The organism is Alicyclobacillus acidocaldarius subsp. acidocaldarius Tc-4-1 (assembly GCF_000219875.1).
Lineage (GTDB): Bacteria > Bacillota > Bacilli > Alicyclobacillales > Alicyclobacillaceae > Alicyclobacillus > Alicyclobacillus acidocaldarius_A.
The window spans coordinates 895,034-919,539 of sequence record NC_017167.1 but is presented as its reverse complement, the minus strand read 5'-3'; the positions used below and the strand labels follow the sequence as shown (position 1 = coordinate 919,539).

The window sequence follows — 24,506 nt, the reverse complement described above, 5'->3', positions numbered from 1 at the left end:
CGTCACGGATTGGCACATGCCGAGGGTTCTCGCACATCAGACACGATGGAGCGACCCCAGCGCGAGAGCTGGGGCCGCTTGTAAGTTGCGTGTGGATGCGGGATGACGGTTCGATTCTCCTACGTGCGTGCTGCGGACTTGCCTTGCTGACGCATCAGGCGGGCTGAGCCTGGATTTCCCGCTTGAGCGCCGTCACCATGGCGGCGCCCACGCCCGCCCCGACGAGGATGGCGACCACGAACAGGTACCAGTGCCCGATGAGCGGGAACACGAAGATGCCTCCGTGCGGCGCCGGGTTCGTGACGTGGAACAGCATGCTGAGGGCGCCCGTCACGGCGGATCCCACCATGATGGACGGGATCACGCGGAGCGGATCTCGTGTCGCGAACGGGATGGCTCCTTCGGTGATGAAGCAGGCCCCCAGAATCACGGCGGCTTTCGCGGCGTCCCGCTCCTCCGGCGAGTACTTGCGCGGCGCGGCGAAAGCTGAGATGGCCATCGCGAGCGGCGGAACCATGCCCGCCCCCATCACGGCCGCCATGATCATTTCGGCTTCTGGCGTCTTCGTGGCCAAAAGGCCGACAGCAAAGAAATACGCCACCTTGTTGAACGGACCGCCCATGTCGAAGGCCATCATCAGACCGAGCAGGGCGCCGAGCCCGAGCGACGCGCTCGCGCCAATGTGCATGAGGCCACTGGACAGCGCGCCCATCAGCGCGGCCACCGGATGGCCCAAGACGTAGATCATCAGCAGCCCCACGATGCCCACGGACAGAACCGGAAGGATGAGAACGGTTTTGATGCCTTCGAGCGATCGCGGCACCCGGATCCACTTTTTCAGCGCAAGCGTGACATAGCCCGCCACGAACCCTGCGATGATGCCTCCCAAATACCCAGCGCTCGCGTTCGGCCCCGCGTGATACATGGTCCCTTGCGTGCCAATCCAGCCGCCGACGAGCCCTGCGGCGAACGCGGCCCGATCCGCAATGGACTGCGCGATGAAGGCCGCCAGAACGGGGACAAACAGCTTAAAGGCCGATCCGCCGCCGATGTTGTCAAAGGCCTGAGCCAAGGACGACTGGCCGTTGATGTCGATAGCCGTGGACAGCGCGATGAAGATGCCCCCCGCAATGACAAGCGGCAACATGTGCGACACGCCGTTCATCAGGTGCCGATAGACGGCGGGTGTCCCTTGGTTGCGCGCGTGCTTCGCCGCCTGAATCTCGTCGAGCGCCCCGCGCGATTCGCCCGGCTCAAAGGTCGGCGCCCGCAACGCATCCTCCAGCAACCTTTCCGGCTCCTTGATGGCCGCGCTCACGGACGTCTGAAGCAAGCGCTTCCCTCGAAAACGGTCGAGATCGACCTGCTTATCCGCTGCTACGATGACAGCGTCCGCCTCGCGGATCTCGGCCTCGGTCAGCGCGTCCTCGGCGCCGAGCGCGCCCTGCGTCTCGACGCGCACCTCGTGCCCCAACTTCTTTCCAGCCTGCAAAAGCGCCTCCTGCGCCATGAACGTGTGCGCGATTCCAGTTGGACACGCGGTCACCGCTACGAACTTGGCCAAAACACATCCCTCCACGCTTCGATTTCAATCTGCTGCTCGATGGCCGCAATTTGTGCGAGCGAAGGAAACACGCCCGGCGGCAACGCTACCTTGCACGTGGCCGCTGCGGAAGCGAAGGCGAGAGCCTCGGGCACGGAACGCCCGCTTGAGAGCGCATGCACCATTCCGGCCACAAGACTGTCCCCAGCGCCCACGGGCGACACCACTTTCACGCTCGGCACCCGCGCGCGCCAAACGCCTTCTTGCGTGACCGCGATGGCGCCATCCGCCCCGAGCGAGACCACGACGCACGCTGCGTATCGAGCCATGCGCAGCGCCTGTCGAACCGCGTCCACCGCGTCCAGCACCGGAGCCTTGGCCCACTCCGCGAGCTCCTGCCGATTTGGCTTCACGACGTGCGGACGAGCTTCCAACGCGAGGCGCAGCGCATCTCCGCTAGAATCGAGAACGACGCGCGCCCCTCTCTCGACGGCCGCCTTCGTCCACGCACGGTATCCCTCCACTGGGCATCCTTCTGGCAGATTCCCGGCGATGACGAGCCACGCCCCCGGCCGCAAGACCTCGAGCACCTGAGCACTCAGCAACGCCCAGCTCTCGGGATCGATGTGAGGCGAAGGCCCGTTCAGCTCGGTCAGCCGACCGTTGTCCTCCATCACCTTCAAGTTCATCCGCGTCTCTCCTGCAATGGGGATCCACTGCGCCCACCCAGGAAGCGAAGAGGCCAGCCACCGCCCGCGCGAACCGCCCGCAAACCCGAGCGCGCGACTCTTTCGGCCCATCGCCTCGAGCGCACAAGATACGTTCACGCCTTTGCCTCCAGGCACAAGAATCTGTTCGTCCACGCGATGCAGTTCGCCCGGTTGGAGGGACTCTGTGCGCACGTACACATCAATCGCCGGATTGACGGTCACCGTCACGATGTCCGCCGAACTGAGGCTTTCTGGATCGTCCGGCTGCACAGTCATTCCATCACCCCTCCCTCCTCGTTTTCACAAATGAACTCCACCTCGGTTTCCGCCTGCCACTGGCGCCACTCGCCGTCCGGCAGGGGTCCGTCCGACACCCACGTATGGATCTCGTCCCAGGTGGCCACCCGCACAAACGCGGTCTGGTGGAGCTTCGTGCGATCCGCGACAAGAACCACGCGATCGGCACACTTGACCATCGCCCGTTTGATAGCAGCCTCCTGGGGATTCGGCGTCGTGATGCCGCGGAAATCGATGCCGTTCGCGCCCAAAAAGGCGATGTCGACGTGCAATTCGTCCAACATCCGCTCCGCAAACGGCCCCACAAAGGCTCCGGTCTTGGCGCGAAGCTGGCCGCCCAATAGCACGAGATCCAGGTCACGGCGCGTGCTGAATTCAGAGGCGATATCCAGGCTGTTGGTGACAACCGTCACGCCTTCATGGCGCCACTGCCGGGCGATTTCGTATGTCGTCGTCCCTGCGTCCAGCAGCACGACTTGCCCTGGCCGCACAAGGTCGAGGGCAAGCGCGGCAATCCGCATCTTCGCATCCTGGTTCTGGATTCGTTTCTCGCTCCACGTCGGCTCAAACGCGGCCACTTCCTTGGCCACCGCGCCGCCGTGCGTGCGGTGCAACACGCCTTGCTCCTCGAGCTCTTGCAAATCTCGCCGAATCGTGGATTCGGAAGCTTGAAACATCTGCGCCAGTTCGCTCACGGTCGCTCGCTTATGCACGAGCACGTGCTGCGCAATGCGGGCCTTGCGCTCATCTGCGAACATGCTCACCACCTCCCGCTTGGCCCTTGCCCCTCGCTGTTCTCAGGTTTTCACTCGCAGGCGTTCGATGGACGCACCTTTCACATACGAGCGCTCGAATATGCTCGAAGATGATTGATTGCGATCATTTTATGGTGTAGCATGGAGGTTGTCAATCGAGAGATGGATTTCTCGTGAAAACGCTTGGGTATGGCCCACACCATGGCTCGACGAATCACGCGACTTGGGGATTCGCAAGGAAAGGATGGCTGAGGAAGATGACGATCCTGACGCGCGATCACGTATGCTTTCTGGACGAGTCGGTCGCGACGCGCACCGACGTCATTCGGCGGATGGTAGAACTGGCTTTTCGCTTGGGCCACGTAGACGACGTCGACGTTGCCGTTCAAGCGGTCGAGCACCGCGAAGAAGAGGGGACGACTGGATTCGGCAAGGGCATCGCCATTCCGCACGGCAAGTCCTCCGCAGTGCGAGAGGCCGCGCTCATGTTCGCCCGGCTGGCAAAGCCTGTGGATTGGAACAGCCTGGACGGCGTCCCCGTGGACACGGTGTTCCTCATTCTGGTGCCGGAAGGCGCTCACGATGAGCACCTCCGCCTGCTGTCGAAACTGGCGCGCAAACTCATGCACGACGACTTTGTCAGCGCCCTGCGAGAGGCGAACGCAGCGGACCAACTCGTGGACACCATCCGCGGGGCGCTCGAGGAGTAAGGAGTTGGGCGGCATCGAATCGTGCGGCGAATGCTCAGGTGAGATGCAGCGCGATACAAGGAATTGGGCCAGCCGCCCTACTTGGCGACTGGCCCTTTGTGTCACTGCATCGCGCCGTAATAACCTAGATCCTGCTGAATGTGTTGGCGCACGACCTGAGGATCCGTCCCATATTGCGCAAACGCGCCGCGCGACGGATGGCCCTGCATCCCATAGCCGTGCGCCTGATAGCCAGGTTGCATTTGCATCATTTGCGCATAGGGTTGCGGGTAGGATTGCGCGTGGCCCTGTGCGCCCATCAAGCCCAATTGCGGGCCGTAACCCGAGGGCGACATGCCGTAGCCGCCCTGGCCAGCCGCTTGCTGATATGCCTGGCGTCCCTGCATGGAGACGACGTGCGCTTGTTGCGGCGCACCATACGAGCCGTAGCCCGCAGCATATCCAGCGCCGCCGTGCATCCCCGCCATCGCTTGTCCCATCGGTTGCCCGCCGTATGCCTGCAGGTCCTCTTGAATGTGTTGACGGACCATTTGCGGATTGGACCCAAACTGGCTCAGCATGCTGTGGCCCATGCCCATGGTCCCCATCGGCGCATAGCCGTACGACGGCTGTGCGTACTGCGCGTCCTGCTGCATGTGCTGATGAACCGTTTCGGCCGGGGTGGCGAACTGGCGCATCTGCTGATACACCTGCGCATTGTAGCCCATTCCCTGGCCCTGGCCCTGGCCACCATAGGTCGGTTGCATCGGCTGCATCTAGGCGTCACTCCTTCGTTGAAGTGGGTGTTTCGCCTGAAGTATGCGCCATCGCCGCACCCGACATGCAGACGGTGCCGGAACCAGAAATCCCGTCCAGAGGTCAGGCGTTGAGCGACACTGACCAATCGTGAGCCGCCTGACCCTCCAGGAACTTCTCTGCGTCCATGGCCGCTTTGCAGCCGGATCCCGCCGCCGTGATAGCCTGCCGGTAACGCGAATCCATCACGTCGCCGCAGGCAAAGACCCCTTCCACACTCGTCTCCGACGTGTTGCCCTTCGTGATGATGTACCCGATGTCGTCCAACTCCAGCTGGCCGCGCAGGAAGTCCGTGTTCGGTTTGTGACCAATGGCGACGAACACGCCGTCCGCCTCGAGCACCTTCGTCTCGCCCGTCCGGTTGTCCACCACCTCAAGCCCCGTTACCTTATTGCCGTCCGAGAGCACGCGCTTCGACTGCACGTTCATGACAAACCGGATCTTTGGATTCGCCTTGGCGCGCTCCTGCATGATCTTCGACGCGCGGAACTCCTCGCGTCGGTGGACAATCGTCACCTCGGAGGCGAATTTCGTGAGAAACGTCGCCTCCTCCATGGCCGAATCGCCGCCGCCCACGACGATGACGCGCTTGTTCCGGAAGAAAAACCCGTCGCACGTAGCGCACGTCGACACGCCTCGGCCAATCATCTCGCTCTCTCCTTCAATGCCGAGCAGCTTGGCTGACGCGCCCGTCGCTACGATGAGCGCGTCCGCGGTGTATTCGCGTTCTTTGTCGATCACGACCTTGAACGGGCGCTGCGACAAGTCCACTCCCGTCGCGATGCCCGCTTTGAACTCCGCGCCGAACTTCTCGGCCTGCTTCTTCATGGCCTCCATCAGCTCCGGACCCATCACGCCATCCGGAAAACCGGGGAAATTCTCCACTTCCGTCGTCAAGGTCAACTGGCCGCCCGCCTGATCGCCCTCGAACACGAGCGGCTCGAGATTTGCTCGTGCCGCGTAAATGGCCGCCGTGTACCCAGCTGGCCCCGTTCCCAGGATGATAAGCCTCCTGTGTTCCATGACAAGACCTCCCCTCTTTCATGCTATGTTACCCGTTGCGCCGCGCGACTTCCACTCGGCCCGCGACGCATACGGCGCGGTCCTTTTCGATGACGAAGTACAGATCTGCCTCTAGAATCTCCGGCACGTCTTCGACCCACTGCGACATGCGGATCATCGCGTCGATCACGACCTCTTCATGCGGCTTCATCCGCGACGAGGCACTGTTGACCAGAGCGTCGCTCCACAGCTCTCGGGCGTCGGAATCCGTGAGTGGCAGAAGCCGCACGGCGGGCAAGGTCTTGGCGGACCGACGAAGCGCGGCCGCGCCCCGCTCCTCCGAGGAGAGGTACAGGCGCAAAAGCGGGCCAAACAGCGGATCCGCCTCTACGACGATGTTGAAGGTCGCCTGCTCCTCCGCTTGGTCGTTCGGCGCATCCGACGCGTCGAGCCCAATAGCTGCCAGCACTTCGCGCACGGCGGGCCAATCGAGCGTCACCAGCCCCTGAACGTCCTCCTCGCCACGATACGATGTTGCGGAAATTTCCTGGTACATGCGCGTCCGGGCCAAGTCCGTGTCGATCCCGTCGACAAACGGAATCACGCCCGGATCCTTCTCGCGGTACTCGTGGTACGCCACGACCTTCGCGAGGGCGCGAACCGCCTGCTCTGGGAACGGGTAGATGGGGATCTGCCGCTCCGAATCCACCTCGAGCATCCGCACGCGGTAGTCACCTGTGGTCAGAAAGTTGGCCACCACCGGCTTCTCGTACGGATGGCGGACGCCGGGGACGGGCGGATCGTTGGCCACTTCGCACAGCGCCGCCGAGATGGCGACGCGCACGGCCTCCTCGTTGGACGGGCCCACGGGCGTAAAGAGCACGATGACGGAATCCACACTCGGATCGCGCAGCACCTGCGGCAACACTTCACGATAGCTCTCGGCGAGCGTCTCGAAGCCCACGTTGATGACCGGCCCGACGAATTCCAGCCCCTCCCGGACAATGCGGTCGACCGTCATCACGGCCCCTCCGGCGGTGTTGGTCACGACCGCCACCCGCCGCCCGCCGCGCGTGGGACCCGCCTTCAGCAGCACAGCGACATCAAACAGTTCCTGTAGCGTGTCCACGCGGATGACGCCGGCCTGTTGGAACATCGCCTCCACGGTCGCGTCTTCGGCCGCCACGGAGACGGTCCGCGCGTTCGCCACATCGTGCCCGACGGGCGTCCGTGCGCTCTTCACAGCCAGGATGGGCTTCTGGCGGGTGATGCGCCGGGCGAGCCGAGAGAAATTCCTCGGATTCCCAAACGACTCGAGGTACAGGAGAATCATTTCGATGGCCGGATCGTCGCCCCAATATTGCAGCAAGTCGTTGCCCGAGACGTCCGCGCGGTTGCCCAGGCTGACGAAGCTCGCGACGCCCAAGCCAATGTAGGCCGCATAGTCCAGAATGGTGATCCCGAGCGCGCCGGAATGCGACGCGATGGCGACGTGACCGTACTCTGGCACCTTCGGCGCAAAGCTCGCGTTGAGCCGCGTCTCGCTGTCCATCTGGATGAGACCGAGGCTGTTGGGGCCAATGAGACGGCATCCCGCCGCGCGCAGCTTTTCCGAAATCTCGCGCTCCAACTCTTCTCCAGGCTTATCCATATCGGAAAACCCAGACGACAAGATCATCACGTGCTTGATGCCCGCCGCAATCACGTCATCGATGACGGACAAGACCTGCGACGCTGGCACCACCAGCACCGCCAGATCGACGGGTTCCGGGACGTCGCGCAGGCTGGGGTAGGCGCGAACCGCGGCCACTGATTGCGCGGACGGATTGACGGGGTACACCGTCCCGCGAAAGTCGCTGTTTAGGATGTGACGAAACAGAACGTGGCCGAGTCGATCCTTGTTCCTCGACGCGCCCACGACGGCAACCACCTTCGGATGAAAAAAGTGGTGCAACGACGTCATACCGCTCTCTGCCCCTCTCCTGACGCGAAAGGCCGCAAGGGCGTTATCCGCCCGCGGCCGTGATCGCACAAATCAGGCATACGCCTTGTCCAAGAACTGCTCCACCTGCTCCTTGGACTTCGCATCCCGACTGAAGAGCCGCTTGACCTCGCGGCCTTGGTCATACACGAGGAAGGTCGGAATTCCGAGAATCTGGAGCTCTTCCGCCAGCTCTGGCACCTCGTCCCGGTTTACACGGATCAAGGTGAATTGCCCTCGGTACTTTTCCTCCCATTCGCCCAAATATGGTTCAATGCGACGGCAGTCCGGGCACCACGTCGCATAGAATTCCACCACCACGCGGCCCGATTGCACCGCTTCCCGATACCTATCGCTCGTGCGGATCTCTTCCACGGCGCTCGCTCCCTTCTGCCTTCATTATACTGCTCGCCGTGTCCAAAACCACTCGCCCGAACAAAGAGTGCGGAGGAGCACAAAAAAGAAGGCGGATCCAGTCGATCCGCCCAGGAGAAGGAGTGGCGTGGACAGCCTGAAGCGACCGGCGCGTGGCCGGGGCGGCTCCCGCCCGTCTCAGGACGAGAGCCGGCGAAAGGTGACGATCAACTGATCCCGATACCGCCGAATGTCGACGACGCGGATTTGGCTCCGTTCCACCGCTTCCTTGAGCTCCCGCATCATCAACTCGTTGCGAGCTTCGTCGGCCTGCGTGAAGATGACCGTTTCGAATGGCGGTTCCATCGAGATCGACCCTCCGCGAGAGAATGCGGACCAGGGCGTGCCCTGTTGTCTGTAGCGTAGCGCATCGCGGGGGTCGGATCAATGCATTTTGTAATGATAGTTTACATAGATAAAGATTTTTCTTTGGATTCGTCATATTTTTTAACGCACAGGGTGAACTCGCTTGGGGAGAAAGTCGCGCCACGTGCCTGCGGGCCAGCGCTCCCCGCTCGCATCGCGCACCACAATCTCGGCGTCTGAGGCGCCGTCGTGCGTCTCGATGAAGTAACGATCCGCAGCCGCCATGGCGAAAAGGAACGGGCGCGCCAGCCCAGCCACCCGCTTGCCCTCGCTTTTCGGCGCAATGGCCGAAAGCGGGCGCCACCGCTCAACGGACAACTCAAACCGGTGTGCGTCCTGCCACGCGCCGACCGCGACGGTGCCGCCTAGCTTTCCTCGCGCGCGGCGCGCCCATTCGGCAACGTCATCTCCGCCACCAATCCATACCTGGTAGACGCTGCCGCGCGGCAAGCGAGCGGCGGCCAAGGTTCGCCCGGCGAGCGGGCCGTCGGGATACACGCCTTCGAGAAACACAGTGCGCACGCGCCGCAGTGGGTTTCGATACATGGTCTTCATGTCGGATCCTCCACTCGATTCAGCCGTTCGCCCATGTGTATGCCGATGGAGGTGCGTGGGTGCCGAAGACGAGCGCGGGCCCGGAGATCCCGGGCCCGCGGATGAAAGAAAACGAGACGGGGTCAGGTCTTGGCGAGATCCGCCTGGATGCGGCGGAGAAGTGCCTCGCAGCCGAGGCGCACCAGGCGATACACTTCTTCGAAGCGGCCGTCGTAGTACGGATCCGGCACTTCGTCCGGCTCGTCGGGGACGAGATCGAGCAGCCGGAACACGCGTTCCGACCGCTTCGCGCCGAGCCGCTCGAGGGCGCGCATGTTGGACTCGTCCATCGCGACGATGTAGTCGAACCGCTCGAGGTCCTCCGGACGAATCTGCCGGCTCACGATGCCCGCGTAGTCGATGCCGTTTTGTTCGAGCACGCGGCGCGTCCCGTGATGCGGCGGGTCGCCAGCGTGCCAGTCGCCGATGCCGGCGGAATCGACCTCAATTTCACCCTCGAGGCCGGCTTTTCGGACCATGTCGCGAAAGACCGCCTCCGCCATCGGGGATCGACAGATGTTTCCGAGACACACAAATAGGACGCGGATCATGCGGACCCTCCTCAATCGTCGATCCGGTAGACCCAATACCGCTCCGTGCCCAACAGGCGCAACACTTCTTCCCGCGCCGGTCCTCCAGCGGCGAGCGCCTCCTCCACCCGCGCGAAGATGCCCGAGAACTGCGAGCGGTGGGCCTTCATCGCCGCCAGCTTCTGATCCAGGACGCTCGACACGTCGATCACAAAGTCGGGATCGCCGAGGATCTTCTCGGGCTCGTGCACGACCGCCGAACCCCAGATGACTGGCCGCTCCTCTTTGGGCAGCCGCTTGACGGCGATCACCGCCGCACTCGACATGGCGTCGTGATCGGGATGCACCCCGAGCCCAGGATAATACGTCATGAGAATCGACGGCTTTACCTCGCGGATCACGGCCTCGATGCGATCTGCGATTCGCTCGGGATCTTCAAATTCGACAGTCTTGTCCCGCAGGCCCAGCAATCGGAGATCCCGAATGCCGAGGATCTCGCACGCCTGTTCAAGCTCCTTCCGGCGAATCTTCGGGAGGGTCTCCCGGTTGGCGATAGGAGGGTTGCCCATGTTGCGCCCCAGTTCGCCGAGCGTGCCGCAGATGAGGGTGGCGGGCGTGCCCGCGCGGGTGAACAAGATCACGGTCCCGGCCTTGCCGAACGACTCGTCATCGGGATGGGGATATACGAGCAGCAGGTGACGCGTCTTTTCCACGGGTGCCATCGCTCACGCCTCCTCCTCCATCGCGCTCATGGGCCAGGGGGTGCGTGAAAGCTGCAGCGCAACCGCGAGCCGCCCCTCGTCATCGTGGCCTGCCAAGAGCAACCGGCCCTTCTCGTCTACTTCGTAGTCCGTGAGTCCCTCCGCGTAAATCCAGCCATTCTCCATCTTGAGCCCGACGCGATACGGCCGATTCCCGGCGATGGCGGCCCGCTCAAAGCGAACGCGCCCGTTTCGAATGTAGGCACACACCGCCATCGGCTGGCCGAACCGGTGCGCGGCATACGCGCCATTGGTGGTCTCTAGGTGCAAGTAGACGTCGTCTCCGACAAAGCGGTTTAACGCAGCCTGTACTGCTTGCACGTCGATCGGTTTCAACACGCAGCACCTGACCTTCTTCCGAGTTTTGTGCCTGTGCGATAATGGTCAAGAATCAACGTTCTCTATCGTGCCAAAACATCGGGGCCGATTCAAATGGCCGAGGGATGCCTCCCAGCGCGCGATGGAATGAAGGAGGTCTTCCATGAACACCGACGCACGCAGATGGATCGAACGCTTACAACTCGCCCCGCACCCCGAAGGCGGATACTATCGCGAAATCTATCACTCGCCGCGCTACCTCTGCGATCCGGCCACCATCGCGGCATATGGCGGCGCGCGCCGCAGCGCCACCAGCATCTACTTCCTGTTGCCACAAGGCGACGTGTCCCGCCTGCACCGGCTCCGCTCCGACGAGCTGTGGTACTTTCACTACGGCCGACCGCTCATCGTACATCTGTTCCATGCCGACGGCCGCTACGAGGCGAGGGAGCTCGGCCTGCCCGACGCGCCCGGCCGAGAACCTCAGGTCTTGGTTCCCGCCGGAACCATCTTCGGGGCCGAGCTCATCCCGGGAGAGGGCGCGGCATTCGCGCTCGTGGGCTGCATGGTGACGCCCGGATTCGACTTTCAGGACTTTGAGCTCGTGTCGCGCGAAGAGGTGGCTCCACGGTTTCCGGATCAGAAGGACGTCATTGCGCGCCTCACGTGAGGGATTTTTGCATGCGAACGTGAGGAATGCCGGCGTCCTCGAATACGTCGTTCGAGACGCGTCGGTAACCAAGTTTTTGGTAAAACTGCTCGGCGTGCAGCTGCGCGTCGAGCACAATCTCCTGAAATCCACCTTCGCGCACCAGTTCCTCCACGGCCTGCATCACCTCCCGGCCGAGTCCGCGGCCGCGCAGGTGCCCGAGGACGGCCACGCGCTGCACTTTGGCCGTGCGATGGTCCCCAGGGTGATACGGGCGAAACCGCGCCGTGGCCACCGGCGCCCCATCGTCGTCATACAAGAGCACATGCACCGCCCGATCCGGATGATCAAACTCGTCGATTTCCAACTCTTCCGGAACTCGCTGTTCCTCAATGAACACCTGTCGCCGGATGGACAGGCAATCGCGCAACTGCGCCTCATTCACGACCTTCACCGCGCGCATCCCCAGCACCCCCAGCGATTTGGAAGACATCTTTCGAGAAGCGTATAATTCAACCGGAATCTGCAAGGAGGAAGGCGCATGTCCACTATCACCATGTCGACAGGGGAACCGCGCGGCGGGCGACGGATCCTCTTCTTGATGACCATCGCGCTCGGCGTGCTTTTGAACCCACTCAACTCGTCCATGATCTCCGTGGCCATGGCCAAATTCGAACACGTGTTTCATGTCCATTTTACCACGGCCTCTTGGCTCATCTCCTCGTATTACCTCGCCAGCGCCGTCGCCCAACCCATCATGGGGAAGGTGGCCGATCTCGTCGGCCGAAAACCGCTGTTTCTCATCGGACTCGCGCTTGTGACGCTGTCGTGCGCGTTGGCCCCTTTCGCACCGTCGTTCACATGGTTGGTCATCTTCCGCCTCATTCAGTCGTTTGGGAGCGGCGCCATCTACCCTGCGGGCATGGGAATTGTGCGGAACGTCATCACGGAGCGGCAGGCCCAGGCACTCGCGTTTTTGTCCGTGTTTTCTTCGGGAGCGGCCGCCTTTGGCCCGTCCATCGGCGGGGTCATCATGAACTATCTGGACTGGCAGGGGATTTTCCTCGTCAACTTTCCGTTCGTCGTCGCCAGTTTCCTCCTCGCGATTTTCGTGCTGCCGAACCCTCGCCGCGGCGTTCACCAGAAGGCCCGCGACGTGCTGCGCGAAATCGATTTGCCCGGCATCGCCCTGTTCATCCTCGCCATTGCCACGTCGCTCGTCTTTCTGCTCTCGCTCACGGAACGACCAGCCTGGTGGGCCGCAGCGGCGGGCGTCGTTTCGTTTACAGCATTTGGGTGGCGGGAGCACCTCGCGCAAAGCCCGTTCTTAAGCCTGCGCTTTTTCAAGCAGTACATGTCGCTCACGTGGGTGTTGATCCAGTTCACCACGGTGAACATCATCTTCTATTCCATCTTTTTCGGCATGCCCACCTATCTGCAGGAGGTGCGCGGCTTTGACTCGCAGGAGACGGGGCTCATCATGCTCACGGTGGCCGGTTTCAGCCTCATCACGGCGCCCATCACGGGACGCTGGGTGGCTCGCAGCGGCTCTCGACCGCCACTTGTCCTCGCTGCAGTGTTCATGACGGCGGGCAGCCTGCTCATGTTGACCTTGCACACGGCATCGCCTGTGTGGTGGCTGTGCGTGGTGTTATCCGTCCTCGGACTGTCCAACGGCTTCAACAACGTCGGCCTGCAGACGGCTCTCTTTGCGGCGAGCCCGCGCGAGGTCATCAGCACGGCATCCGGGCTGTTTCAGATGGCTCGCTACATGGGGACCATCCTGTCGACGGTCGTCCTCGGCCTGTTGTTCGGTGCGCACCTTACGACGTCGGAGTTGCACGTCCTTGCGGCCGTCCTTGCATGTCTCGGCGCCTTCGTCCTCACCATGAGCCTCCGCTTGCCCCGACGAGCTTGAAGCCATGAAAGACGGCCGCCCGCCGTGGCCTTCGTGGCCCCGCCGGACGGCCGTCAGATGGCCCCTGCATCAACTAGACCGTGAATCCTCCTGCTTGAATCCCCGAGCTTGCCGCATGGCGCGATCGCGAAACGCCTTTGGCGTGAGCCCCACCTGCCGCTTGAACAGTTTGTTGAAGTACGTGGGATCCGGATACCCAACGTGTGCACCCACCTCGTACGCCTTGAGGTGAAAATCGCGCAACAGCAGATCCTTCGCCTTGTTCAGGCGCGTTTGCACAATAAACTCTCGAATCGTCATGCCCGTCTCGCTCTTGAATCGCTTGGACAGGTAGCTCGGGCTCAGAAAAACTTGGCTGGCAAGTGTGGCTACGTCGAGATCCGAGTCATAGTGCCGTTCGATGATCTCGATGACCTGACCGATTTGCGCGCTGTGAGCCGTGCGCGCCGCCTCTTCTCGCCCGAGCACCACCATCAGCGCGTGCTTCAGCTTGTCGCGCCAGTCCCACCATTTTGGACATTCTTCCGCCACAAAGCGGAGCCATTGGCGCGTCGAGATGGGAACTTGGAGCATCCGATCCCGCCCGTCTGCCTGGCGCTGGCCGACGGCTGCCATGATGAACTGAGCGCAGAGTTCCGCCACGTCTTCGAGCTTCGTCGGCCGCTCCGCCAACTGCGCGAACCAGTCCTCCACCACCGAAGCGATGCCCTCATAGCCGCGATCGCCAAGCTGGGTGACGGCCCGCGTGATCAACCGCGTTCTGTCCTCTTCATGGAGCGGCGCCAACTCGCGCCTTCCCTGCGAGTATGCCGACGATTCAAACACGTTCCAGTGCGACGCGGCCGTGGCCTCCATCAGCGCCTGCCACCAGCGCACCACCTCCCGCTCATCGCACGCGGTGCTCACGCCGACGAGCGTCCGATCCGCGGCCAACCTCGCGAGTGCGGACTCGAAGCCCTCCATGGCCCGCTCCGGGTGATGAGCCGCGAGCGTGATGACGTACGTGGCCGCGTCACACGACACGAGATGTACACAGTCGAAACCCGCCGACTGAATCTGCGCCAAAAACGGGTAAATCGGCACGACGCGCGAACTGCGTACGACGACCACCAGCCACGCCTGGCGATCCCGCACGCTTTCCAGCGCCCTTTTCACTTCTCGGAAATCGAGTTCCACGGGGTGTTGCTGCAGCACGTCCCAGGTGACAGACGGCCAGCTCGTGCGAACTTCTCGGATGGCGTGCAGCGAGGATGAAACATTGCTCTTTTTCGGCATGCGCACGCTCACGTTAGCCCTCCCCTCGCGCCCCACGAGGAATGAAAACGGTTTCTCTCGAAACATTATAAAAGAATCCCTGCGCACAGGGGAGTCGTAAATCCCGTCGTTCTTGTCTTTCTTGGCACTTGTTTGCGAAAGAAAGGCGCCGAAATCCCCTGTTTCGGCGCCAAAAGACAAGAATTTAATCGGCCACGGCCCACTCGATGAGCGGCGAAGGGCGGTCACAGTACAACAGCCGCAAGCGATGCAACGCTCGCGTGCATCCGACGAACAACAGTTTCGCATCCCGCTCGTCGGCGCGGTAATGGGCCTCGTCGGCGTCCACAAGGATGACGCTGTCGAACTCGAGCCCCTTGGCCAGGTAAACGGGCACGACGCTGATACCACCTTCGTACCGCGTCTGGGCGGCCGTGAGAAGGTGAGCGTCGAGTCCCGACTCCAGGCACATCTGATGATAGACGTGCGCATCCTCTTCCGTCCGCGTCAATACCGCGATGGTCGTCGCCCTCCGGCTTTCTGCCGACAGCCGCTCCATGAGCGCATCGAACCGGCTGTCCCACGCGACGGGCTCGACGACGACAGGATCGCCGCTGCGAAACACGGGTTTTGCCACGACCTTCGGCCGGAAGGGTCCGAGGATCCGGTTTGCGAACGAGACAATCTCATAAGTTGAGCGGTACGACACCGACATTTCCACGTACCGGCTTCCACCTGGAAACAGCGCGCGAACCTCATCCCAGTCCCGGAATCCCGCCTCGCTGTGAATGCTCTGAGACAGGTCCCCGAGAATGGTAAAGGACAGGCTTGGACAGTACGCCTGCAGCACCCGAATGTGCGCCGGAGAAAAATCCTGCGCTTCGTCGATCACGACATGGTGAAACACATCCCGCGCGTCTACACCGTGAAGCCACTGGTGAATGGCGAGGAGCAGCGGCAGATCTTCCGGTTCCACGAGCGGCCGGGCCCCGTATTTCGCCGGCCGCTGGATGGACGCGAGCGACAGATCCGGATGATGCCGCAGAAACGCTTCGTAAATGGGCAGAGGCTCGAGGTCCGGCCACGCCCGCTCGAACTCCCGCGCGGCGGCCGCAATCTGCCGCTTGGTGGACTTATCCGCCTTGCCCGCATCCTTCGCCTGCATCTCCCACTGCCGCTTCACACGGGCGACCACGCGATCGCGCCGCTGGCGCACCGGGTAGCGCACGTACTCCACGTGAAACCAGCGGGCGATGGTTTCTGCAGAAATGGGCGGCCCAACCGGAGACGGGACGTCCCGACTTGGCACCATCTTTTTCTCCATATCCTGCAGGAAGGCTTGGAGGGCCTCCAGCGTCTCAACCCGCCCCTTCACCTCGATCTCGCGCCGCATCGCCTCGTACGCCTGCGACGGCCGAAGCGCGAACCGCTCGCGGAGTCGCTTGGCCGGATCGGGCAGGAGCACCACATGGTCCAACACGCGGAGCGCAAACGCCGCGAACGTCGTTTGCTGGACGTCCCCCACGCCGAGTTCGGGCAGCACCTCGGAAATGTAATCCACGAACATCGCGGAAGGCGCAAAGATGACCATCTTCTCCGCCCTCAGCTTTTCCGGATGCTGGTACAGCAGATAGGCGAGCCGATGCAGTGCGACCGTCGTTTTTCCGCTTCCTGCGACGCCCTGAATGAGGATGGGCACATTCTTATCCGCGCGAATGACCTCATTTTGCTCCGCCTGAATCGTGGCCACGATGTCGTGCAGCCGGCTGTCCTTAGAATCCGCGAGGCGGTAGAGCAAAAATTCGTCGACGCTGCCCGCCTGATTCTGCCCTTTCACGTAGCTGTCGACGACCCGGACGAGATCGCCGTCGCGCACGACGATGTTTCGCTTGAGCGACACGGTGCCGCGGACCTCGCCGCCTGGAGCTTCGTAGCGCGCCTCGTCTCCCTGGCCGGTGAAGGAGTAAAACACGCTGGCGGCAGGGGCGCGCCAATCGAGGACCACGCGCTCGCCGGTCGACGGGTGATCGATGCCTTGCTTGCCGATGTAGAGCTTCTGAGGGGCCTCCCCCTCAGGCTGAAAATCAATGCGGCCGAAGTATGGATCGTTGAGCGCCCGCCGGAGCTGGTGGCGCCGCTCCTCTGCCATCTCGGCGACCGCCACGTCAGCGACGACGTCGGCCGTCAGGGCCTCGTCTGCATCTTCGTCGTCCTCGTCCCGAACCGGCATCCTGGGCCCCGCGTCGAGCGCCCCTCGAATGATGTTTCGCACCTGTTCCAGATGCTGTCTCTCTTCCTCGTACGGATCGAGCGCCGGGCGAGGCGGCGTTCCGGTCTCGCTCATGAAACCACCTCCCTCTTGGAGCGAACCATGACCAGGGACCACAGCGCGTACCACGCGAGCGCGCCTACGTCTGCCACCGCGATGACGGCGCCCATGGGCAGGCTGTCATGCGATCCGCCAAGCCCCGCGAGAGGCGTCGCGGCTGCGCCGAGCAAAAGTTGGGACACGCCAATGAGGCCGGCTGCGCTGCCGGCCTGCTTGCCGTGATGCTGCATGGCCAGCGACGATCCCACAGTACTCACGATGCCGACACACGAGACAAGCACGAAGAGCGACGGCAGAATCCCAGGAAGCCCAAGCCCGAGAAGGACGCTCGCGAGAAGCCCAAGTCCCCCGAGCGCGGCGAGGCTCACGCCGAAGCGGAAGATCTTCCGCCCCTCGATGCGCCGGGCCAGATGCCCGGAGACCTGGGACGCAATCACGATCCCGATGCCGTTGGCCGCAAAGCACGCGCTGAACGCCTGCGGCGAGAGCCCGTAGATGTCCTGAAGTACGAAGGGCGACCCCGAGATGTACGCGAACATCGCGGCCGACACCAGCCCCTGCGAAAAGGCGTAGGCGACAAAGACGGGATCGCGAAACAGCACGCCAAACGCGCGCAGGGCACCGACGAGTCCCGCCCGGTTCCGGCGCTCCACTTCGAGCGTCTCCCGCAGAGCGACGAGCGACCAGAGCCACAGCGCCGCGCCGACACATCCGAGGATGACGAACACGCCTCGCCAGTCGGTGAAGCGGAGCAACTGGCCCCCGATGACCGGCGCCAGAATCGGCGCCACGCCGTTGACCAACATGAGCAGCGAAAAGAACCGCGTCAGTTCCACACCGCTGAACAAGTCCCGAGCGATGGCTCGCGCGATGACGATGGCCGCGGATCCACAAAGCCCTTGCACCAGGCGGACGGCGACGAGCCCCCACGCGCTCGGCATCAGGCCACACGCGAAGGAGGCCAAGAGATACAGGCCCAGCCCGACGAGCAGCGGGCGCTTGCGGCCGAGCGCATCGCTCAAGGGCCCGGCAAATAGCTGGCCGACCGCCAAACCGAGAAGACACGCCGTGAGGCTGAGCTGGGCGACCGACGTGGCGGCGTGCAAATCACGCGCCATGGAGGGCAGCGCCGGCAGGTACATGTCGATAGAGAGTGGCGCAATCGCGGTCAAGCTCCCGAGGAGCGCGGCCAAGCGCAAGCGGGCGCCGAACGAAGTGGGCGCCTCGGCGAGGGTGCGAGTGTTGGTCATCTCCACTTCCGACTTCACAGAATCTCCCCCTTCGTGTTGGCTTCTATCTTCTCTTCTCTCCAGTGTTTCTTCTCTCAGCGCGGCCACTCGCTCTCACTTGTGCTCGCGGCGGCCGCGCACGGTTATACGCCCTCACCAGGTACCGGCCGCGAGCTGGTCGCCGAGCCACTGCAGGATGGCGTTTTGCCCCTGCGGCGTGGCCGCCGCTTGGAACATGGGGGCCATGGCGAGCGCCTGTTCCCCAGCTTCGGCCAGGAGGCGCTGTCCGAGCGCGGTCGGATGCACGTCGTGCGGCAGAATGTCCACGGCAGGCTGCGTCAGCGTGTCATACGCGTCCGCGACGGGATCGCCAGCTGAGACGGCATCGGCGACGATGGCCGCGTTCGCCGCTACAATCGCGGCTTCCGCGGTCTGGTGCAGCCATGGGTCCGACGCCGGAAAGGGATTGTAGAGATCGTAGACAATCACGGTCGCCCGCGGATTGTACCGATGCAACAAGCCGAGGATGGATGCCAGGTTGCTTCGCACGTCCTGAACGCCCCGGGCGAGTTCCGACGACAACCTGGCCGCCTGTGACGAGGTCGGCGTGACCCGCGCCCAGTCCGCGCCCTTCGGCAGCATCGCGAGCGCGGGAAGCAACAGATCATTACTGCCAATGTCGACCGTGACGACCTGCGCGGCGGCAACGTCGGAGCGCATCGCGGCGTCCGTCGTCAGCGCCCGCAACAGATCCCCAGACGTCCAACCGGGCACGCCGAGATCGATGGCGCGCCACCCTTCCTTTTTCGCGAACAGATACGGAAACGCGAGCGGTGATGGCTTCTCGTTGTTTCCAAGATTGTAGCCGAATGTGATGGAGTCTCCGAGCGCCACGAGCACATGGCTTCGCTGGGAAGCGAGCGCCGCGCGAGCCTCGCGAGCCACCTGGATGTCCGCGGTGCCGTTCGATGATGAGCTGACGTCTGGCTGCACGACGAGGGGCGAGGTCAAGACCATGGCGCCAAGCGCCGTCAGCCAAGGCCCGAGTGCCGGCATGGCGTTTGTTCCCCTCCACAGTTGGCATGTATGGTTTCGCTTGTGTTCCGGCTGTAAAGCGCCTATTGTTCATGATAGATCACAATCGGTCGAGATGCTCGGCCGCGACGCCCCGCACCGGAGGAGGGTCTCTATGCGTCCGTCAACGCTCGTGCGTTTGGGAATGGCAGCTGTCGTGGTCATCCTGTCGGGATGCGGAACCGATTCGCCTTCCCACCCGCACACCTCTGCCGGGGTCCGCGCCCCATCGGGCCAGGCATCCGTCGCGACGGGTGTGCGCCTTGCGTCACGTGCGAGTGCGCAAGTGGCCACCTTGGCCTCGAGCCTGCGCGCCATTGACGTGCACATGCGCATGATCACCACTCGCACCGGGCTGCTGTGGGGCTATCGCGCCAACCGCTTTGTCATGTACGAGACAGCGGACGGCGGACACACGTGGAAATCGGTACCCCTGCCGACGTTGCCGACAGACGACGTCTCCGCCTATGGGCCGGGAGGCGCGCACGACGTGGCGGCCGTGATCGACTCCTCCACCATGTGGTCGCTGGTGAGCGTGAGCCGTCAGGCGGCTCGCGTCTGGATCACCAAGGATGCGGGACGGCACTGGCGTGAGACGACGCTTGCGCTGCCAGCAGGAGCGATTCAGTTTGCCGCCGGCCAGTGGATGGCCGGGAGACTGGGCTGGATGCTCTTTGAAAGCGCCGGTTACGGCGGAGTTGCGGCCAAGTACTTGTATCGAACGGAGAACGGCGGGAACTCATGGCAACTCGTGGCCACATCCACGGGTGACCTGCCACATAATGGGGTCCGCACCGCGATGTCGTTCGCGCCCAATGGCAAGACGGGCTTGATGGTCGTGGTGGATGACCTGGAGAAGGAGGTGGACGTCGTAGAGACCAACGACGGCGGCCTCCATTGGCAGCCCACGAGCATCAGTCTCCCGAGCGGCATCACGCAGCCTCCGTCCGTGGAACTCGTGCTCGCCGGGCCTGGAGAAGCGCTCCAACTCGCCATCGAGGTCCAGGTGGGCTCTGCTTCGCAGCTCCTGGTGATGAACTCGTCTTACGGCTCCAATTGGGATGTGGCCGAGATCGGCGTCGACAACCTGGAAGCCATGTGCGCCTCGCCCGCCGGCGATCTCGCCGCGCTGGAAGACAAATCCGGGCAGCAGACGTGGATGGTGAGCCCCGACAGCGGCCAGACCTGGTACACCCAGACCGCCGTAGGCCTGCCTGCGAGCGTTGCGGATGCGGCTTCCGTCGATTTGTCGTCGCCCTCTCCCAATGCCTTTTTCCTCGTGGCGCTCGACGCTCGGCTGTCGCCAACCCTGTACGAATCGTCCGACGCGGGCGACACCTGGCAGCCCCTCGGCTGAACCTTCAGGCGATCTCGGCATGAAACAGCCTGCGCATGTGCTCCAGGAAGATGTCGCCGAGATCCGTAAAGGTGGCGCATCCCTGTCGGTGCACCACGGCATGAAACCCCTCGTCGTACGCGCCCGCGACAGTGAGAAAATCGCAGATGTCCGTGCAAACGCCGCACACGTGGACGGCATCCACGCCGCGCTCGCGCAGACGCCCTCCCAGTCCAGTGCCGTAAAAGGCGTTGTAACTCCGCTTGGGGACATACCACACGTCAGGGTGCTCCTTGTGCCGCTCGTACCACGTGGCCAAATCCCCATACAACTGCTGCCCCCACGTACCGCGCACGTTGTGCGGAGGCCAGTCGCGAAAGTGGCGGTCATCGGGGTCGTGCTCGTCCATGCAAACGGCCACCACGCCTCCCGAGGCGAGCATGCGGTCCGCGAGAGAAACGATATAGGGCACGATAGCCTGTCCGGGCTTGCCGACCGTCAGGGTACCCTCGTCATGAACAAAATCGTTGGACATGTCCACAATCAACAGCGCTTCGCCCATGCGGATCGCCCCCTTTCGTCCTCATTGTACCAGTTGCTGCATCGGCCCGTCACGTCGCTTGCATTGGCCGCCGGGTCTTTTGTACCATCGAGCGAGAAGTGAGGGAGACAAGATGCGCTTTCGCACGGGACACCGCCTCGAGAAATGGTTGGAAGGCGGTCGTGATCATCTGTTCGACGCGTACCAGGGCGATCCCGCCGCTTGGTACCAGGCCCTGACCGAGCCCATCGCGCTCGAAATTGGCTGCGGCCGCGGCGGATTCATCCGTCAAATGGCCCGCCTGCATCCCGAAACGCGCTTCGTCGGCGTGGACAGAGTTCTGGCTGTCGCCGCGAAAGCAGCCTATGGCGCTGCGCTCTACGGTCTCGGCAACCTCTCGTTTCTCGTCGGAGACGTCGAGCGCTTCGGCCCTCTGTGGACGGAACCAAGGGTCGCGTGGCTGTATCTGAATTTCTCGGATCCCTGGCCGAAAAAGCGCCACCACAAGCGGCGCCTGACGGCGCCGGCCAAGCTCGCGTGGTACGCGCAGTGGATGCGGCCGGAAGCCTGGCTCGAACAGAAAACCGACAACCTCGAGTTCTTCGAGTGGTCGCTTGAGTCCTTCCGCGCGAGCGGTTGGGAAATCGCGGAGGTCGAGCGAGGGTTTCCACCAGGCGATCCGGGCGGGACGTTGTCGGGCAAATACGTGCAGACCGAATACGAGACGAGGTTCCGTCAGCTGGGACAACCCATCTACTACCTGCGGGCTCGCCCGGCTCGATGACGCCGGGCGCCCACTTCAATGGGCGTCTTTTGTAGCGAAAGCGCATTCGTCGGGGAGGCGAGCGAATGAAGTACCGGCCATTGGGCGAACTGCAAGTGAGCGAAATCAGCTTTGGGACCTGGGCCATTGGAGGAGACTGGGGGCGCGTGGACGAACGCGATGCCCTCGACGGGCTGGCCGCCGCGATGGACGCGGGCGTCAACTTCTTTGATACCGCGGACGTGTACGGCAACGGCCGAAGTGAGGAACTGCTAGCCAAGGCCACGAGGGGACGCGAACATGAGATCTATATCGCCACCAAGTTCTGCCGAGCGGGCGACATTCACGATCCGGCAACCTACAGCGAGTCCTCGGTGCGCCGCTTCCTCGAGGGAAGTCTCCGCAGACTGCGGCGGGAGGTTGTCGACCTGTACCAGATTCATTGTCCGCCCACCGAGATCCTCCGCGATGGCGCCGTGTTCGAGGTGCTAGACAAGCTGCAGTCGGAAGGGAAAATTCGGTATTACGGCGTCAGCGTGGAGACGGTCGAAGAGGGGCTTTTGTGCCTCCAGGTCCCGGGCGTCCGAGCCTTGCAGGTCATCTTCAACATCTTCCGTCAGAAACCGGCTGAGGAGTTGCTTCCCAAAGCCAAGGCGCAGGGGGTGGGCATCCTCGCCCGACTGCCGCTCGCGAGCGGCCTGTTGACCGGCAAGTTCAAGCCCGACCACCGCTTCGATCCCGACGACCACCGCTCGTTCAACGAACACGGTGAGCAGTTCAACGTGGGGGAGACGTTCGCCGGCCTCGGGTTTGCGAAGGGCGTCGAGTTGGCGGAGAAGCTGCGCTGGATCGGCGAAGGCCGCGGCAACATGACGCGAGCCGCGCTCCGCTTCATCCTGGATCACGACGAGGTGACCTGCGCCATCCCGGGCTTCAAAAACCGGCACCAGGTGGAAGACAATCTGGCCGCGCTCGAGGTCAGGCCCTTCTCCCCGGATGAGCGCGCGCGACTGCGCCGGTTTTACGAGGACGAGGTGCTTCCCTTTATCCGCGGCGCCTACTAATCCGTTCCGAAACCAGGCACCGGGCCCACGGGAGAGACTCACCTCCTCGCCGCGGGCCCGGTCTTTTGGCTCTTCAGATGCTCAGAAGTTCGTGCGAATGGCGGCGAGCTTCCTTTCCATCATGTCGTACATCGCGTACAGCACGCCCTCGCGTCCGACGCCGCTCTCCTTCACGCCGCCGTACGGCATGTGATCCACGCGGTACGTCGGCACCTGGTTGATGAGCACGGCCCCCGCCTGCACCGTCTCGATGGCCAGCATGGCGTGATCCATCCGCTTCGTGAAAACGCCCGCGTTCAGCCCGAACTTGCTCCGGTTCGCGAGTTCCAGCCCCTTCTCGAAGCTCGACACCCGCTCCACGAGCAGGATGGGCCCAAACGCCTCCTCCGTGCACAGCTTCGCATCGAACGGGACACCCGTCACCACCGTCGGCTCCATGCGGTTGCCCTCAATCCGCCCGCCGACAAGCACCTTGGCGCCGCGATCGACGGCCTCGTCCAGCCACGCCTTGAGCCGCACGCCCGCCTGCTCGTTGATGAGCGCCGAGACATCCGTCGCCTCGTCAAGCGGATCGCCCACTTTGAGCGCCTTCGCGCCGGCCACAATTCGCTCCACCAACTCGTCGTACACCGCGTCGTGGATGTACACGCGCTGAATCGAGATGCACACCTGTCCGTTGTACGAAAACCCACCCTGGACGATCTCGGCCGCCATCTTGTCGAGCTCGCGCGCGGTGAATCCGTCATCCACCACGAGCGGCGAGTTCGAACCGAGCTCCAGCGTCACGCGCCGCAGGCCCGCCTGCTGGCGGATGATCTTGCCCACCGCCGGGCTTCCCGTGAAGGTCACAAACGCGACGTCCGGGTGCGTCGTCAGCACCTCGCTCAACTCCTTGCCGTCTCCCGGGATGATGTTCAGCACACCAGGCGGCAGGCCCGCGTCCTGGAAAATGTGTCCGAGCACCAGGGCCGAAAGCGGCGTCTGCTCGGCCGGCTTCAGCACAATCGCGTTCCCCGCCGCGATGGCCGGGCCGACCTTGTGCGCCACCAGGTTCATCGGGAAGTTGAACGGCGTGATGGCCGTCACGACGCCAAGCGGCTCCCAAAGCGTGAACGCCACGTGGTGTTCGCCGCGCGGCGCTGCATCCATAGGCACCGTCTCGCCGCGGATGGACTTGGCCGCCTCGGCCGAGAAGCGGTATGTCTCGATGGTCCGATCAATCTCCTGGCGCGCGGCCCGGATGGGCTTGGCCGCCTCGCGCGCGATGGTCTCGGCAAGTTCTTCTTTCCGGTCGGCGATGATCTCCGCCACCTTGCGCAGGATCTGCGCCCGCTGCCAGGCCGGCACCTTGCGAAACGACTTTTGCGCTCGCGCGGCCACCTCGATGGCCCGCGCCGCCTGTTCCGGCGACGCGTACCCAATCTTCGCCAGGGGCTCTCCGCTGTACGGGCTCCGCAGTTCGACGTGGCGCGCCGCCTCTTCCCAGTCGCCGTCGATGAACAGATGGGTCTTCCCCACTTCACTCGCTTTGCTCACGGTTTCATCCTCCTGCAGGAGATTCTCTGCACAGCGT

At 63.4% G+C, this 24,506-nt stretch carries 25 protein-coding genes; 6 read left to right on the top strand and 19 right to left on the bottom strand.

The window, feature by feature from the left end:
- Positions 1-154: 154 nt before the first annotated feature.
- From TC41_RS04135 to TC41_RS04125, 3 genes are read right to left on the bottom strand one after another with little or no spacing between them, the layout of a single operon-like run.
- On the bottom strand, positions 155-1,564 hold the full coding sequence (locus TC41_RS04135; RefSeq protein WP_041695019.1) for a PTS fructose transporter subunit IIC: 1,410 nt from the start codon (positions 1,562-1,564) through the stop codon (positions 155-157).
- The gene (locus TC41_RS04130; protein WP_148260120.1) at positions 1,549-2,529 is read right to left on the bottom strand and encodes a 1-phosphofructokinase family hexose kinase; all 981 of its coding nucleotides are present in this window, start codon (positions 2,527-2,529) and stop codon (positions 1,549-1,551) included. Before TC41_RS04130 ends, TC41_RS04135 begins: the two co-directional genes overlap by 16 nt.
- Positions 2,526-3,308 (bottom strand): DeoR/GlpR family DNA-binding transcription regulator, encoded by a 783-nt coding sequence (locus TC41_RS04125; RefSeq protein WP_041695018.1) that lies wholly within the window; start codon positions 3,306-3,308, stop codon positions 2,526-2,528. Before TC41_RS04125 ends, TC41_RS04130 begins: the two co-directional genes overlap by 4 nt.
- A 254-nt stretch (positions 3,309-3,562) precedes the next feature.
- Between TC41_RS04125 and TC41_RS04120 the strand changes: the two genes are divergently transcribed.
- The gene (locus tag TC41_RS04120; RefSeq protein WP_014463751.1) at positions 3,563-4,015 is read left to right on the top strand and encodes a PTS sugar transporter subunit IIA; all 453 of its coding nucleotides are present in this window, start codon (positions 3,563-3,565) and stop codon (positions 4,013-4,015) included.
- A 101-nt stretch (positions 4,016-4,116) separates the two neighbouring features.
- On the opposite strand, the gene TC41_RS04115 is transcribed toward TC41_RS04120, so the two are convergent.
- From TC41_RS04115 to TC41_RS04080, 9 genes are all read right to left on the bottom strand, one after another.
- The gene (locus TC41_RS04115; RefSeq protein ID WP_041695017.1) at positions 4,117-4,770 is read right to left on the bottom strand and encodes a hypothetical protein; all 654 of its coding nucleotides are present in this window, start codon (positions 4,768-4,770) and stop codon (positions 4,117-4,119) included.
- A gap of 103 nt (positions 4,771-4,873) precedes the next feature.
- The gene (gene trxB / locus TC41_RS04110; protein WP_014463749.1) at positions 4,874-5,833 is read right to left on the bottom strand and encodes a thioredoxin-disulfide reductase; all 960 of its coding nucleotides are present in this window, start codon (positions 5,831-5,833) and stop codon (positions 4,874-4,876) included.
- A gap of 28 nt (positions 5,834-5,861) precedes the next feature.
- On the bottom strand, positions 5,862-7,775 hold the full coding sequence (locus TC41_RS04105) for an acetate--CoA ligase family protein (protein ID WP_014463748.1): 1,914 nt from the start codon (positions 7,773-7,775) through the stop codon (positions 5,862-5,864).
- A gap of 72 nt (positions 7,776-7,847) precedes the next feature.
- Positions 7,848-8,168 (bottom strand): thioredoxin family protein, encoded by a 321-nt coding sequence (locus TC41_RS04100; RefSeq protein ID WP_014463747.1) that lies wholly within the window; start codon positions 8,166-8,168, stop codon positions 7,848-7,850.
- 177 nt (positions 8,169-8,345) lie between these two features.
- Positions 8,346-8,513 (bottom strand): hypothetical protein, encoded by a 168-nt coding sequence (locus tag TC41_RS16535; RefSeq protein ID WP_014463746.1) that lies wholly within the window; start codon positions 8,511-8,513, stop codon positions 8,346-8,348.
- 141 nt (positions 8,514-8,654) lie between these two features.
- Positions 8,655-9,128, bottom strand: coding sequence for a hypothetical protein (locus TC41_RS04095; RefSeq protein WP_014463745.1), 474 nt, complete (start codon positions 9,126-9,128; stop codon positions 8,655-8,657).
- Positions 9,129-9,250: 122 nt separating this feature from the next.
- A complete protein-coding gene (locus tag TC41_RS04090) occupies positions 9,251-9,718 on the bottom strand; it encodes a low molecular weight protein-tyrosine-phosphatase (RefSeq protein WP_041695016.1) in 468 nt (155 codons plus the stop codon).
- 11 nt (positions 9,719-9,729) lie between these two features.
- Complete coding sequence (bshB2, locus tag TC41_RS04085; protein ID WP_014463743.1) at positions 9,730-10,419, bottom strand: bacillithiol biosynthesis deacetylase BshB2; 690 nt, start codon at positions 10,417-10,419, stop codon at positions 9,730-9,732.
- Positions 10,420-10,422: 3 nt separating this feature from the next.
- Complete coding sequence (locus tag TC41_RS04080) at positions 10,423-10,794, bottom strand: YojF family protein (RefSeq protein ID WP_041695694.1); 372 nt, start codon at positions 10,792-10,794, stop codon at positions 10,423-10,425.
- 145 nt (positions 10,795-10,939) lie between these two features.
- On the opposite strand from TC41_RS04080, the gene TC41_RS04075 reads away from it, so the two are divergent.
- Entirely contained in the window at positions 10,940-11,446 is a 507-nt protein-coding gene (locus tag TC41_RS04075) for a cupin domain-containing protein (RefSeq protein WP_014463741.1), read from the top strand.
- Here the strand turns inward: TC41_RS04075 and TC41_RS04070 are convergent.
- The gene (locus TC41_RS04070; RefSeq protein ID WP_041695015.1) at positions 11,439-11,888 is read right to left on the bottom strand and encodes a GNAT family N-acetyltransferase; all 450 of its coding nucleotides are present in this window, start codon (positions 11,886-11,888) and stop codon (positions 11,439-11,441) included. The genes TC41_RS04075 and TC41_RS04070 overlap by 8 nt on opposite strands.
- A gap of 78 nt (positions 11,889-11,966) precedes the next feature.
- On the opposite strand from TC41_RS04070, the gene TC41_RS04065 reads away from it, so the two are divergent.
- Positions 11,967-13,343: an MFS transporter gene (locus tag TC41_RS04065; protein ID WP_014463739.1), complete on the top strand. Its 1,377-nt coding sequence runs from the start codon at positions 11,967-11,969 to the stop codon at positions 13,341-13,343.
- A gap of 69 nt (positions 13,344-13,412) precedes the next feature.
- Here the strand turns inward: TC41_RS04065 and TC41_RS04060 are convergent, their stop codons facing one another.
- The 4 genes from TC41_RS04060 to TC41_RS04045 all read right to left on the bottom strand — a co-directional run bounded on the left by TC41_RS04060 (position 13,413) and on the right by TC41_RS04045 (position 19,211).
- Complete coding sequence (locus tag TC41_RS04060) at positions 13,413-14,630, bottom strand: helix-turn-helix transcriptional regulator (RefSeq protein WP_041695014.1); 1,218 nt, start codon at positions 14,628-14,630, stop codon at positions 13,413-13,415.
- 172 nt (positions 14,631-14,802) lie between these two features.
- The gene (locus TC41_RS04055) at positions 14,803-16,941 is read right to left on the bottom strand and encodes a HelD family protein (protein WP_041695013.1); all 2,139 of its coding nucleotides are present in this window, start codon (positions 16,939-16,941) and stop codon (positions 14,803-14,805) included.
- Positions 16,938-18,194, bottom strand: coding sequence for a multidrug effflux MFS transporter (locus tag TC41_RS04050; protein WP_014463736.1), 1,257 nt, complete (start codon positions 18,192-18,194; stop codon positions 16,938-16,940). Before TC41_RS04050 ends, TC41_RS04055 begins: the two co-directional genes overlap by 4 nt.
- Positions 18,195-18,308: 114 nt before the next feature.
- The gene (locus TC41_RS04045) at positions 18,309-19,211 is read right to left on the bottom strand and encodes an SGNH/GDSL hydrolase family protein (RefSeq protein ID WP_014463735.1); all 903 of its coding nucleotides are present in this window, start codon (positions 19,209-19,211) and stop codon (positions 18,309-18,311) included.
- Positions 19,212-19,344: 133 nt separating this feature from the next.
- On the opposite strand from TC41_RS04045, the gene TC41_RS04040 reads away from it, so the two are divergent.
- Positions 19,345-20,586: a WD40/YVTN/BNR-like repeat-containing protein gene (locus tag TC41_RS04040; protein WP_041695012.1), complete on the top strand. Its 1,242-nt coding sequence runs from the start codon at positions 19,345-19,347 to the stop codon at positions 20,584-20,586.
- Between the two features lie 4 nt (positions 20,587-20,590).
- On the opposite strand, the gene TC41_RS04035 is transcribed toward TC41_RS04040, so the two are convergent.
- Positions 20,591-21,127: a cysteine hydrolase family protein gene (locus TC41_RS04035; RefSeq protein WP_014463733.1), complete on the bottom strand. Its 537-nt coding sequence runs from the start codon at positions 21,125-21,127 to the stop codon at positions 20,591-20,593.
- Between the two features lie 112 nt (positions 21,128-21,239).
- On the opposite strand from TC41_RS04035, the gene trmB reads away from it, so the two are divergent.
- Both trmB and TC41_RS04025 read left to right on the top strand, forming a co-directional pair.
- Positions 21,240-21,890: a tRNA (guanosine(46)-N7)-methyltransferase TrmB gene (gene trmB / locus TC41_RS04030; protein WP_014463732.1), complete on the top strand. Its 651-nt coding sequence runs from the start codon at positions 21,240-21,242 to the stop codon at positions 21,888-21,890.
- 65 nt (positions 21,891-21,955) lie between these two features.
- Positions 21,956-22,933: an aldo/keto reductase gene (locus tag TC41_RS04025; RefSeq protein ID WP_014463731.1), complete on the top strand. Its 978-nt coding sequence runs from the start codon at positions 21,956-21,958 to the stop codon at positions 22,931-22,933.
- An 81-nt stretch (positions 22,934-23,014) separates the two neighbouring features.
- On the opposite strand, the gene TC41_RS04020 is transcribed toward TC41_RS04025, so the two are convergent.
- On the bottom strand, positions 23,015-24,469 hold the full coding sequence (locus tag TC41_RS04020) for an aldehyde dehydrogenase family protein (protein WP_014463730.1): 1,455 nt from the start codon (positions 24,467-24,469) through the stop codon (positions 23,015-23,017).
- Between the last annotated feature and the right edge of the window lie 37 nt (positions 24,470-24,506).